At 62.0% G+C, this 12,933-nt stretch carries 10 protein-coding genes; 1 reads left to right on the top strand and 9 read right to left on the bottom strand.

The window, feature by feature from the left end:
• Nucleotides 1–3 precede the first annotated feature (3 nt).
• On the top strand, nt 4–1,905 hold the full coding sequence (locus tag AC07Y9_RS23270; protein ID WP_102680854.1) for an amidohydrolase: 1,902 nt from the start codon (nt 4–6) through the stop codon (nt 1,903–1,905).
• A 222-nt stretch (nt 1,906–2,127) separates the two neighbouring features.
• Here AC07Y9_RS23270 and qhpG read toward each other — a convergent pair whose 3' ends face one another.
• The 9 genes from qhpG to AC07Y9_RS23225 form a co-directional block, all read right to left on the bottom strand.
• Nucleotides 2,128–3,435, bottom strand: a complete 1,308-nt coding sequence (qhpG, locus tag AC07Y9_RS23265) for a flavin-dependent monooxygenase QhpG (protein WP_102680855.1) — start codon at nt 3,433–3,435, stop codon at nt 2,128–2,130.
• Nucleotides 3,432–4,109, bottom strand: a complete 678-nt coding sequence (gene qhpE / locus AC07Y9_RS23260; RefSeq protein WP_102680856.1) for a subtilisin-like serine protease QhpE — start codon at nt 4,107–4,109, stop codon at nt 3,432–3,434. Before qhpE ends, qhpG begins: the two co-directional genes overlap by 4 nt.
• The gene (locus tag AC07Y9_RS23255; RefSeq protein WP_102680857.1) at nt 4,099–5,817 is read right to left on the bottom strand and encodes an ABC transporter ATP-binding protein; all 1,719 of its coding nucleotides are present in this window, start codon (nt 5,815–5,817) and stop codon (nt 4,099–4,101) included. The genes qhpE and AC07Y9_RS23255 overlap by 11 nt, the downstream gene beginning before the upstream one ends.
• A complete protein-coding gene (locus AC07Y9_RS23250; protein WP_102680858.1) occupies nt 5,817–7,733 on the bottom strand; it encodes a sigma-54-dependent Fis family transcriptional regulator in 1,917 nt (638 codons plus the stop codon). The genes AC07Y9_RS23255 and AC07Y9_RS23250 overlap by 1 nt, the downstream gene beginning before the upstream one ends.
• Nucleotides 7,734–8,182: 449 nt before the next feature.
• The gene (locus AC07Y9_RS23245) at nt 8,183–8,569 is read right to left on the bottom strand and encodes a hypothetical protein (RefSeq protein ID WP_102680859.1); all 387 of its coding nucleotides are present in this window, start codon (nt 8,567–8,569) and stop codon (nt 8,183–8,185) included.
• A 20-nt stretch (nt 8,570–8,589) separates the two neighbouring features.
• Nucleotides 8,590–8,760, bottom strand: coding sequence for a carbon storage regulator (locus tag AC07Y9_RS23240; RefSeq protein ID WP_102680860.1), 171 nt, complete (start codon nt 8,758–8,760; stop codon nt 8,590–8,592).
• A 122-nt stretch (nt 8,761–8,882) separates the two neighbouring features.
• Nucleotides 8,883–9,818: a tetratricopeptide repeat protein gene (locus AC07Y9_RS23235; protein WP_371858254.1), complete on the bottom strand. Its 936-nt coding sequence runs from the start codon at nt 9,816–9,818 to the stop codon at nt 8,883–8,885.
• A gap of 8 nt (nt 9,819–9,826) precedes the next feature.
• Nucleotides 9,827–10,738 (bottom strand): tetratricopeptide repeat protein, encoded by a 912-nt coding sequence (locus AC07Y9_RS23230; protein WP_102680861.1) that lies wholly within the window; start codon nt 10,736–10,738, stop codon nt 9,827–9,829.
• Complete coding sequence (locus AC07Y9_RS23225; RefSeq protein ID WP_102680862.1) at nt 10,719–12,917, bottom strand: phospholipase D-like domain-containing protein; 2,199 nt, start codon at nt 12,915–12,917, stop codon at nt 10,719–10,721. Before AC07Y9_RS23225 ends, AC07Y9_RS23230 begins: the two co-directional genes overlap by 20 nt.
• Nucleotides 12,918–12,933 lie beyond the last annotated feature (16 nt).

The raw sequence follows: 12,933 nt of genomic DNA, 5'->3' as shown, positions 1-12,933 counted from the left end.
ATCATGGGATCAAATGGATATGATCACGACGGGGTCCAATGCGGATGCCACAACCCCATCTGGAACGCTCTGAAGGACACACTCGACCCGGCCAGCCATACCGCCAGCCAGCCACAGGACACCCATGAGCTGGCAAAGGAACCGGCCGGCGAGTCCATCATCTTTACCAACGGCACCATCTACCCCTTGCGCGACGGCAACATGGACGAACGGGTCGAGGCCCTGGGCATCCACGCCGGCGACGTGGTCGCCTCCGGCACCCTGGCCGCCGTCGAAGCCCGCATGAACGCCCTGGGCATCACCTACAAAAAGCAGTCGTTGAACGGCAAGACCCTGTTGCCCGGCCTGATCGAACCCCACGCCCATATCGTGCAGAGCTGCGCCATGGAAGGCTGGCTGAACCTGGGGGCCATCGATACCGACAACCCCGATGAGCACAAGAACCAGCGGCTACGGCCCACCTATGACTGGCTCTGGTTGAAAAGCACCATCCAGGGCAACCTGCCCAAGGACAACTCGACCTGGATCCTCGGCCATCAGGTCGATCCGGCGCTGATGCCCTTCCAGGTCGTACCCCACGGCCTGAACAAACTCATCACCTTCCACTGTGGCCCCGGCGACGACATCGGCAACCTGGACACCATCGACAAGCAGCATCCGATGCTGCTGATCAGCGCGTCCATGCACACCGCCTACCTGAACACCGCGGCCAGCGATGCGGTGTTCAAGAAGACCGGCGTCAGGGCCGACAACGGTGTCCTGCAGGAAGCCCAGGTGCTGGCCGCCATCAAGAGCATTCCCCTCAGGCAACAGCTGGAAATACTCAATATCTTCAAGCACCTCGAAGACTACTTCGACAAGGCGTCGCGCCGCGGGATCACCCTGCTCTACGACGCGATGATGGACCCCCAGTCGAAGCTGGTACTGGGCGCCTACTTCCTGACCCGCCCCAGGAAGCTGCGGATCGGTTACGCCGCCGCCTGCGATGGCACGCCCGAGGCCATCGGCAAGCTGCCGCGCTACCAGCCGGTCAGCCGGGAACAGGCCAAGCGCTTCTACCAGGGCTCGGTCAAGCTGGTGTCGGACGGCTCCAACCAGGGGCTGACGGGCTATCAGGCCACGCGCTACTGCTGCGAGGCGACGCGGCCGGTGGGCAACTTCAACTTCTGCGACCAGGACCACACCCCGGTCACCACACCCGATGCCTACAAGACCGTGGTGCGCAATGCCGTCGAAACCGGCTGGCCGCTGATGATCCACGCCAACGGCGACCGGGCCATCGAGTTCACCCTGCAAGCCTACGAGGCGGCCTTGCAGGGCGGCAGCGCCCTGGAAAAACGCCACCGCATCGAGCACTGCTCGCTGCTGACCGCGGGCACCCTGCAGACCCTGCAGCGCCTGGGCCTGTCGCCAAGCTTCCTGATCGGTCATGTCGGCTACTGGGGCTACGCCTTCAAACAGGCGATCTTCGAAGGCAAGGCCGAACAGATGCTCGACCTGTGCCAGTCGGCCCTGGACCACAACCTGAGAATGACCCTGCACAGCGACTGTTCGGTAACGCCGTTGGGGCCGCTGCGCTCCATGGAACAGGCGGTGACCCGCAAGATGGAAGGCATTCGCGATGCCCAGGGGCGGTTCGTCCATGACCCAAGGCTGCAACCGATCCTCAATGAAGCCGAATGCCTGACGCGCAAGCAGGCCCTGAAAGCCATCACCTATGACGCGGCCTGGCAGTGCCACGCCGAAGGCTGGACCGGGTCCCTGCAGGACGGTTATTTCGCGGACCTGGTGATTCTCGAGCAGGATCCCCTCGACGAGAAAGTGCCGGCCACCAGCATCAGGGACATCAAGGTCTGTGAAACCTGGAAAGGCGGCCACCGGGTGTACGTCAATCCCGATAGCTGATTGTTAGCCAGTGCAAGCCGGGCGGCGGGGTTTGGATGGCCGCTGCGCGGATCGCGAGCAAGCTCGCTCCTACAAGGGCGTCTCATCTTCTGTAGGAGCGAGCTTGCTCGCGATCAATCGTCCAGGCGCCACACATCCGACGATCGATCGCGGGTGCCTTTGCGGCGGCTGCGCCGCCGATCGCAGCCTGCGGCAGCGGCTACAAAAGCCGCCCCCGTCGCATCAGGGCTGGTATCCCTGCCCCAGCAACCAGCCGCGCACGGCCTTGTCCTGCTCCGCACTCAGACCCGCCAGCAGCTGTTGCGCCGGTTCGTTGGGCAAGCGGCGCAACAGCGGCGCCAGCTCCACCCCTTGCACATGCCAGATGCCCAGCGGCTGGTCCGGAGTGATCACCACCTCGGCTTCGTCCACCAGGCTGTCGCGCAATACCGGGGCGCGCTCGATGCGCAGGGCGGAAAAGTCCGCGACGCGATGCGCCGGCTCGCGGTCCGGCCATTGCCGGCGCGCCTGCCAGAACGGCTGTTCGGCCCAGCGCTGCTCGTCGGCGTAGAAATCGCGGCCGATGCGGGCAAAACGCAGGAACAATTGCTCCACCCGCCGGGCATGGAAGCGCTGCGCCAGCGCCGCCCGTTCGGGCCGTTGCAGCAGCGTGTTGATCACCGCCGGCGCCTGCAACGCCGAGGACAGCGACTGGAAGATACCGTTGCCCGACAGCGGGTCCACGGCCATGGCCGCATCGCCCACGCGAATCCAGTTGGCGCCACACACCTGCGGGCAGAGGATCGCCGTGCTGCTGCGCGCGTGCAGCTGCACATCAAGCTCCGGCCCTGCTCCGAAAAACGCCCGCGCCAGGGCCGAAGCCTGTCGTCGCTGGCGGCAGTAATCCAGCAACTGCGCCTTGCCCGGCAGCGCGGCGCTGGCCACGTCCACCGTCAGTTGCCAGTAACACTGGCCGTCGGCCTGGCGCGCCATCCAGGCCCAGCCGTCTTCCAGGCTGTGCACGGCGCTGGCGGTGGTGCCCGGCGCGCCCTGCCAGCGGTTGAGCAGGCTGAGCGTTTCCGGGCCCCGCAGGCCTTTGCCCAGTTCTTTACTCAATGCAGGCGCTTGGCGCCCGCGGGCCTCCACCAGAAAGTCCGCGAAACGCTCGGCCTGCCCCTCGATCCGCAGCCGGTGCCCGCTCGCCGTCGACTGCACCTCCAGCACCCGGCCCTCGATCAGCTCGACCCCGGCCTCGCGCAAATCCTCACGCAGGCCGCGATCGAAACGCGGGCGATCCAGCAGGTATTCGACGTTCTGCCCATGGCTCTGGCCGTTCCACGCCACCTGACGCTGGGACGCCTGCAACGCCGCCTCCAGCCCACGCCCCAGGCCGGCGCCACGCAGGGCTTCGAGCACCCGCAGCGACCCCCCTTCGAGCGCCGGGAAACGCCGCCACTCACTGACCAGCGCCACCGCGTAGCCCAGGCGGCGCAAGCCCAGGGCCGCCGCGGCCCCCGCCGGGCCAGCGCCGAGCACCAGGATCGGCTTCATGTCCAGCCGCGCCGTTCGGGGCCGTGATAGCGGGCGTGAGTCCGCAGCCACTGGACCACCTGCGGGTTGTCGGCGTCGCGGTGTTCGCCGAGGTAACGGGCGATATGCCCGCTCAAGGCCGCACAGCCCAGGCTGGCGCCGGACTGGCCGGGGTGGCTGCCCTGCACACAGGCGGCGAAGTCGGCCTGCTGGCTGTCGAGCCACGACCATTCGCCGGGGGTGCAACGGGCATCGCCGGTGACCCGCAGCACCCCCGGGTAACGCGCCGGGTACACCCCCTCGCCCTGGGCCGGCGTCGAGGCGCACAACAGCACGCCACGGGCCAGGGCGGCCGCACAGGCTTCGCGCAACAGGCGGCGGTCCTGGCGCAGCCCCAGGCTGAGGTTGACCAGCCGCACCTGCTGGCTCACCAGCCAGTCCAGGGCGCTGGCGATCTGCAGGGCGCTGGTCACCCCGCGCTGGTCGAACACCTGGGCCACACAGAAACGCGCCTGGGGCGCCCGCGCGCTGATCGCCTCGATGATCGCGCTGCCGTGGCCGAGGGGGTCTTCGCGCAAGTCGCCCTCGCCGACCCCGTCTTCCACCAGGTAGAAGCGCCGCCCGGCCACCACCTGCGGGCGTTGCAGGGCCGTATGCCCGCTGTCGACCACGCCGATCCGCAGCTCAGGCTTCATGGGGCACCTTCACGGAGTGCAACACGCCGTCCACCAGCTCGAAGCGCAGGTCGGCGTCGGCCAGGGTCGACGGCCGATGGCTGATCAGGATCCGCGTGCGTCCGGCGAACAGCCGGTCGATGGCCTCGATCACTTCGCGCTCGGTGCTTTCGTCCACCGCCGAGGTGGCTTCGTCCAGTACCAGGATCAACGGGGCCTGGAGCAGCGCGCGGGCAATCGCGATCCGTTGTTTCTGCCCGCCGGACAGCTGCTGGCCGCGCTCGCCCAACGGGCTGTCCAGGCCTTCGGGCAACGATTCGATCAGGCTGTCCAGTTGCGCCAGCCGCGCCACCTCGGCCACCGCCGCGCGCGGTGCGTCGGGCACGCTGTAGGCCAGGTTGTCGGCCAGGCTGCCGCGGAACAGCACGATGTCCTGGCTGACCACGGCGATGCGCCGGCGCAGCTCGAACAGGTCGAGCTGGCGCAGGTCGATACCGTCCAGCAGCACCTGCCCGGACTGCGGGTCGTGGTGGCGTTGCAGCAGGTCGATCAGGGTCGACTTGCCGACCCCGGAACCGCCACCCAGGGCCACCTTCAGGCCATAGGGAATGCGTGCCTCGATGCCGCGCAGGGTGCTCGACCGCCCCGGGTGGCTGAAGTGCAGATCACGAAAATACAGCTCGCCGCCGCTGGGCATCGGCAGCGGTTGCGCCGGCGTGGTCACGCTCGGTTGCTCGCCGCGCAGCTCCATGACCCGGCCCAGGCTGACGCTCATGCGCTGGATCGCCACGTACAGCCCCAGCAGGCTCTGCACCGGCCCCACGGCCATGCCCAGGTAAGTGGAAAAGGCGATCAGTGCGCCCAACTGCCAGGTGCCCTGCACCACCCAATAACCGCCGATCAGGAACGCACAGGCCCGCGACAGCGAAGTCAGGGTGCCGGGCACCGCCTGGGTGAAGAACTCGCTGACCTGCAGGCGCAGCAACTGGCTCATGTAGCCCTGCCCCAACTGTTCCAGGCGCCGGGCTTCGCGCTGTTGCTGGCCGGCGCTCTGGATGAACTTCATCACCGGCAGTGTCTCGACCATGAACGACGACATGTCCGCCGAACGCTCGCGCAGTTGCCGCACATCGCGCTCGACCTTGCGCCGCATCCAGCGCAGCCAGAGCACGTCCAGCGGAATCAGCAGCAGCGCCAGCAGCGACAGCTGCCAGGACAGGGTCACCAGCAGCGCCAGGGCCACCACCAGGCCGATCACGCTGGACACCGCGGAGAACAGCGAATCGACGGCAAAACGCTGGATCTCCGCGACGTCGCCATCGAGCCGCGACATCAGGTCGCCGATCCGCCGCTGGCCGTAGAAGCCCGGCGACAGGCGCTGCAAATGCCGGTACAGGTCGTCGCGCAGGGCGAACAGGATCCGCCCCGACAGGCGCGTGTGCAGGTAGCGGTTGATGCCCGACAGCGCGGTGCCCAGCAGCCCGGCGAGAATCATCAGCCCGACGATCCACGCCAGCCTCGGGAAATTGCGCGCCAGCAGGCCGTCGTCGATCAGCAGCTTGGTCAGCCACGGCTGCACCAGCACCAGCAACGAGGCGCAGACCGACAGCGCCAGCAACCCGGCGATGGCCAGGCGCTGCGGACGGACAAACCCGTACAGCCAGCGCAAGGCGGCTTGCAGGGCCGCGGGGTCGGGGCTGTCCACCAGCCGGCTGAGCAGGCGCGCCATCAGCTGCGCAACTGCTTGAGCTTGCGGTACAGGGTCGCGCGGCTGATGCCCAGGGCATCGGCGGCGGCGGAAACATTGCCCTGGTGGTTGTCCAGTGCCTGGCGGATCAGTTCCAGCTGGTTCTCGCGGATGCTGCCTCTGGTCGGGCGTTCGCTGGCGTTGAGATCGTCGAGCATGCTGTCGGGCAGGTGCTCCAGGCCCAGGGCCGCGTCGCCCGCCTCACGCATGGCCAGGGCGGTGCGCAGGACCATCTCCAACTGGCGGATATTGCCCGGCCAGTGATAGCCGGCCAGCAACTGGTGCAGGTCCTCGGCCAGGGCCGCGCCGGGGCTGCCGAGCTTGGCCAGCAGCACGTCCAGCAGCGCGTCGAAGTCCTCGCGCTCGCGCAGCGCCGGGAGCATCACGCTGATGCCGTTGACCCGGTAGAACAGGTCTTCGCGAAACTGCTTGTCGGCCACCTGCTGCTTGAGGTCGCGGTGGGTGGCGCAGATCAGCGCCACATCGATGTCCTGCTCTTCGCCGGCGCCCAGCGGCGCTACCTTGCGGTCCTGCAGCACCCGCAACAGGCGCGCCTGCAAGGCCAGCGGCATATCGCCGATTTCATCGAGGAACAGGGTGCCGCCATGGGCCTGTTGCAGGCGGCCGATCATGCCGCCACGGCGCGAGCCGGTGAAGGCGCCCTCGCGATAACCGAACAGCTCCGACTCGATCAGGCCCTCGGGGATCGCCGCGCAGTTGACCGCGATAAAGGGTTTGTCGGCGCGACTGCCAGCCATGTGCAGGGCGCGGGCGATGACCTCCTTGCCGGTGCCGGTTTCCCCCAGCAGCAACACCGGCAAGGCATTGGCCAGGCCCTGGCGGGCCATGCGCAAGGCCCGGGCATAACGGCTGTTGCTGCCGGCCAGGGTGTCGAGTTGCGGGTCGGGCTGCGCCTGGCTGGGGGCGCTTTTCGACGTGCCGCGCGGCACGCTGCTGACATTGATCGAGCGTTGCGGGGCGCGCAGGGTCTTGTAGAAAAACTCGCCCTTGGCGGTCTGCAGGCTGCCGATGCCGCCCTGTTGCAAACGGCCGAGCAGTTGCACGCCATCCACGCCGAGAAACTCTTCGCAACGCCGCCCCACCAGTGCCGAACGCTCGGCGCGCAACAACTGGCAGGCCTGGGCGCTGACCGCCAGGATCTGCCCGCCGAGACTGACCGCGAGCAAGCCTTGCCACGGCGATTCGAGATACTGCCGACGACTGTGAAACGCCAGGACAATCTGCTCGGGAAAGCTGTTGTTGAACACCCGGCTCTCGATCTGGCTGACCGCCATGCTCAGCAGCGCGGTGCTGTCGTGGATACGACCCAGCGGGCCTTCGCGGGTCAGGTCGAGCACGCCGAGGATCTCGCCCTGGGGGCAGTGGATGGGCACCGAGGTGCAGGAAAAAGGGCTCAGGCGGTCCAGGTAATGTTCGCCGCAGTCGATCAGGGTCGTGCGCGCTTCCACCAGCGCCGTACCCAGGGCATTGGTGCCACGGGTGGCTTCGCTCCAGCAGGCGCCGAGGGTGATGTCCTGCACACCGCTGCCCTTGAGCCGGTCGGCCCGGCCTTCGACCGCAAGAATGGTGGCGTCGGCATTGGCCAGGATGATCAGGCCGTCCTTGCCCTGGCGCTCGGCCAGGTAGTCGATGGCGGGTATCGCCGCGTCGAGCAGCAGGCGATTGCTCGCCAGCAGCACCTCGAGGCTGGCGCCGGATTCCAGGGTCAACTCCGGCTGGCCATTGAAGTGCACGCCATGGCTGAGGCTGCGCCGCCATGATGCATCGATTTCCGCACGCAATACGCCATCGGGGACTGCGCCTTCCAGATGGAGTTTTCTGCGGGCCAGCCCGGCTTGGTGCTGCAGCTCGCCGGTTGTTGTTTTTATAAGAGTCATCAAGCGCTCCGAATCGGTCCGCCCGGCACCTCCCCGGTCCATTCCCTTGGGTTGCGAGGGGCACGCAAGCCATGGGCAATGTCTACACCCGGTTCAGAAGGCAGTAAAGGGAAGTTTGGCCCCTGGCCAGCCCTGCCATTGACAGAAGCAAAACCTGCGCCACGGGACAAACCGCGCCGGAGCATCTTGACGTTAACGTAAAGCGGATGGCAAGAGCCGTATGGCGCAAAGGAGACGCCTGCGTTATCGCCCATCGCGGGCAATCGAGCACCGCCCTGCCGCCCTACGGATGCTGCTGTTTCCGTAGGAGCGAGGCTTGCCCGCGAAGCAATCTCACAACCACAACAATCAGCACTGCCAGGCCGAGGCTACAGATGCATTCGCCGAGATAGGCGCACTTGTACGGGCCACTGCCACTTTGTTTTGCAGGCAGGCAGGCCGAAATACACTCAAACAACACCCAGCTTGACCACCGCCGCAAGGCCCGTCATGACCACTATCAGCGCTAGCGCACTCCACTGCAGCACGACCAACTTGCGCTTAAGCGCCTCAGGAAAACCCAGCAAGTCCTCGGCACTGACCCAGCCACGTTTAAGATGAAAATTGGGGAAGGTCACAAAACTGGCAATGCTCCCGACCAGAATCAGTTTCCCCCATGGGCCACCGTGCCTGAGCGTGGTCAGCATGCTGAGCACAGCACTGTTTTTCAGATGATCCAACATCAAATCCATCTTGGTGTAGGCCATGTGCAAGCAGATACCAAGCACAATAAATATCCCTGCAAAATCGACGAGTCCGACCACCAGAAATATTTTGTCTGCCGTATTCAGGCTCATTTGGCTGCCTCATTACTGCACTATTTTTTCCGACCCTGATATTTCTGGTAATGCTCATGGCGATGTATCGCGAACTTTTTAGGCGCCGTGAATCCCAAACGAACATGTTTACCCTGGACATCCATCACGCTGACCACTATCTCTTCACCGAGTTTGAACGTCTCGCCTGGCTTGCAACTAAGCAACAGCATTTTCATTCCTTACCTGGCCTGACTAAAACACATGAAAAAACAATATTATCCAGCAACTGCACACTTAAGTTCTTCCGCGACGCACTTCATTAGATCACCGCTACTGGAGTGAATGCAGTCATTCAAATTTCCGGCCTGCGATCTGGGTGTTCTGCGTCATAGCCTTGTTTTGGATGGGGTGGTAGTGGGTGGTTCTTCATCAAATCAGGGAAACGCAATGTAGATTCAACATTTGATTGCTTCCGAAGATTGGTATATAGCTCATGAAGCTTAGGGTCTGGCTGATATCCAAAGTTATATATTGGCAGCGGCGTAACGTCGAACACTCCAGCGAGATAACTAAAACCTATGAAACTGCCTAGTGATGCGGCGCGTTGATAATAGAACAGCGAACGTGGTTTGTTTTCTTTAGCTGTATCATAAAAACTTGCGGTTTTTTCTATTGCATCGGGATTGTCCTGAGCGCCCGCACATCGAAAATAACGTTCAGCCATATCATCGTCCTGCTTATCCCTGGGAAGAGCAAATGCGAAGTACTGCCCGATTTGGACCTGAGCCAATGGACTGCCCAATTGAGCTGCCTGGAACATATAAGAACTGACCATCCGATCCGACCTCAACACCCCTTGTCCATGTTCAACAACCACGGCCCAGTTGTAATAACCCAACGGTACTTTGAGTTTCACCATACGTTCATAAAGATCGAGCATCTTGCTGGTGTCTTGTTCTACCCCAGGCTGTCCTGGCCATCCTGTACGATAGAGCCCCGCCAGGTTATGCATCGCCTTCCAGTGATCTTTGGCAATGGCTTTTTCGTAGAGCCCAACGATAGTTCGCCAGTCTTTTACGCCGCGCACTTTCTCCAGAGCGCGAGCCTGTTGAAACCAACCATCTGCCTCGGCATCGAGTGGTGGGTTATGGTCTTTTTCGTAGGCACAGGTAAAGGCTGGATAGGCCATGGCCGGAGCGCCATTGAATACGCCGCACATGCAGACCGCACAAAAAGCCATTGTTTTAATCAACTGTCCTGATATGCACCGACGTTTTTCCTGGTACATGAGATGACTCATATCTCCGGTCTGCGATCTGGGTGTTCTGCGTCATAGCCTTGTTTGGGGTGGGCGGGAAGAGGATGGTCTTTCATCAGATTAGGGAAACGTAATTTAGGGTCAGCATCTAGTTGCTTCCACAAGTCAGCATACAGTTCATGAAGCTTTGCATCAGGACGGTAGCCAAAATTATATAATGAGTCCACTTGTAGATCGAATGCTCCTTGTAGAGCGCTTAAACCTGTGGAACTACCCAGCGATGCGGCACGTTGATAATAAAACAATGCTAGAGGCATATTTTCTTTAGAGATTTCATAGAACGCAGCCGTTTCGATAATTGCATCCGGCGAGTCTTGAGCGCCGGCGCATCGAAAATAGGGCTCAGCCATTCGTTCATCTTGCTTATCGCGAGGCAATTCGAACGCAAAGTAATTTCCGATACGCACCTGAGCCAATGGACTGCCCAATTGTGCCGCCTGAAACATATAGGAACTGGCCATCCGGTCCGACTTCAACATCCCACGCCCATTCTCGGCAACCACAGCCCAGTTGTAATAACCCAACGGTACTTTGAGTTTGACCATGCGCTCGTAGAGGTCGAGCATCTTGCTAGTGTTTTGCTCCACACCAGGCTGTCCTGGCCAGCCTGTGCGATAGAGCCCCGCCAGGTTATGCATCGCCTTCCAGTGATCTTTGGCAATGGCTTTTTCGTAGAGCCCGACGATGGTTTGCCAGTCTTTGACGCCGCGCACTTTCTCCAAAGCTCGCGCCTGTTGAAACCAACCATCTGCCTCGGCATCCAGTGGCGGGTTGTGGTCTTTTTCGTAGGCACAGGTAAAGGTTGGATAGGCCATAGCCGGAGCTCCACTCAATAACAATGAAAGAATAAGGGCACAAAAATAGAGGGCTTTAATCAATGGCTTTGGCATAAGGCGTCTCCACATCCCAAAAACGAGTTAAATGCTCTATCAATGGCTGATTCTGGCCCTTTCTTTTCCAGTTCTTATCCATCATGTAATTCCAACGTTTGAAGTTTGCTGCGGCATTACAGCGCCCCTTGTCATCATTAAGTGACATCCCGACATGCAACTTCCACAACGCCTCCCGCCAATGCTTGGCCAGCTTGGGATCCGGTGCGGCCAGTCCTAATTCAGAGTCGGTATGCAGGCTGCGGGCGTTGATATTCGCGGAGCTGAGCAAGCTGAAGACGTCGTCCACCACCAACAATTTGGAGTGCACGTAGATATCCCGGAAGTAGGCCTGTTGCCCCGCGGATAAAGTGCTTCCGGGTTCCGGCGTGCATGCAGTCAGGGTGGCGATGACGACTTTGAGACCCGGTATGTCCTTGAGGGTGTAGGGTTTGGGCTCTTCGCTGTCATTCGACTTTGGCTTGCCGAGTTCAGGAATATCCGTTGCCTTGAGGCCGCCCAGGCGTTGTTCGATCTCTGGGGTGACGCCCTTTTGTTCCAGCTCGGCGATCTCGCGCTTCAGGCCCTCGGCTCGGTTGAGCTGGGCGCGCTGCACATAGGGGTCGGTGTGTGGGTTGGCCTCCAGGTACGCCAACTGGCTGCGCTTTCGCAGCATCTCTTCCGCCAGCGTACGCTGGGCCTGGGGCATCAGTTGTTCCTGCCCGAGTTCCTGCAAGGTGGCGTAGGTGGTGCTGGAAAAACCCCTTTTGTTTGGGTTGTTGGTGACCACGAACACGTACAAGTCCTTGTCCCTGCCTTTGGCGATATAAGCGGCCGCCAGCTCGCGTAACTGTTTGGCAAACGCCGGGTAGCGGAAGTACTGGTTTTCAAAATAGACGTAGTTGCGCATGTTGCCCAAGGCTTTGTGGTAGAGCTCCAGAATCGAGGTTTCCGCCCCTTCTTGCGGTTGGGTGCGGCAAATTTGCGCCATGGTCGAGCCGGCGGCGTTGAAATTGTCCGGTTTGATGCCCTGGCGTTGCTCGCGCAGGCCATCGGTAAACCATTTTTTGATCCAAAAGGTTTCCCGATCCCAGGCAGTGCTGAAGTTGTGGTTCAGGTCATGCAGCACAGGCCCTTGCACTTTCATCGACAGGTCCTGCCATGGGCCGAAGCCCGGGCTGCGCCGTGCGGTTTTGTCGTCATACTGGTGCGCGCTGGTATCCCAGTAATTGCGGTGCATGTTGTGCCCCATGACGAAGCCGACCGCGTTCGCGGTGTCTTCATAGTCCACCAGCACCATCTTCTGGTGGTGGCTGGCAAAGAACGTCAGCGCCAGCATGTGCGCAAAGTTGACGTCGGGCGCTTCGCCTTTTATCAGGCGATAGAGCGTCGCCAAACGCCCCTTTTCCCTGGCCATTTGAGGTCCGCGCATGATCGCGTTGAGCGGAACCTCGGTGGAAAAATCGCGGGTGCGGAACTCGACGTTCTGCATCCGCCCATCGTGCAGGCGGTTAAACCATTCCCGAGTGTATTGCTCATCCTGGGGGGAATATTTGGGCCCACCCGAGCCTTTGAGCGTGTTGTAGCCGCCCTCCCCATTCAGCTGAGCCTCGATGTCAGCCAGCATGCTCTGCAACTCACGTTCACGCGCGGGATTGGGCGGCTGAGGAGGCCTGCCTCCACCGTCAACCTGCCGTTGAGCCGCATACAACTTGGCCAGTTCATCCTGATAATAAGTGCGCTGAAACTCCAAAGCCTGACGGTACTTGAGGTCCTTATCGGAGGCTGCGCTTGCTCGGGCCACGCCCGAGCCCATTGCGGTGCCTCCCGAACCCGCGAGGCCATCACCGATGATGGTGTTTTCGACAAAGTTGGCCAGCGGGTTTTTCCAGATCAACACACGCGTCTTGACTCCATGTCGACCTTGGATGTCCAGCAGTTCGCCGATGCGATCACTGTCGGGCTTGAAACGCATCGCCGGGTCAAATCCCCAGCTGATGATTTCGACGCTCTTTTGCGCGCCCCGAATGGCATCGTATACAGCGCCGAACGCCTGCTCACCGTTGATCAGCGGGGTGACCTGTATGCCGGCTCGCGGCGGATAGAGCGCTTTTCTGGCGAACCAGTCCATGGTCAAGGCAGTGGACGTGTGTTCTGTTGGCGTCAGCTGGATAACTTCCTTGCTGTAGTCCGTTGTCATTCGATGGCTTCCTGCA

It is taken from the genome of Pseudomonas sp. GW456-L12 (assembly GCF_059424045.1).
This window is presented reverse-complemented; position numbering and strand designations above follow the sequence as displayed.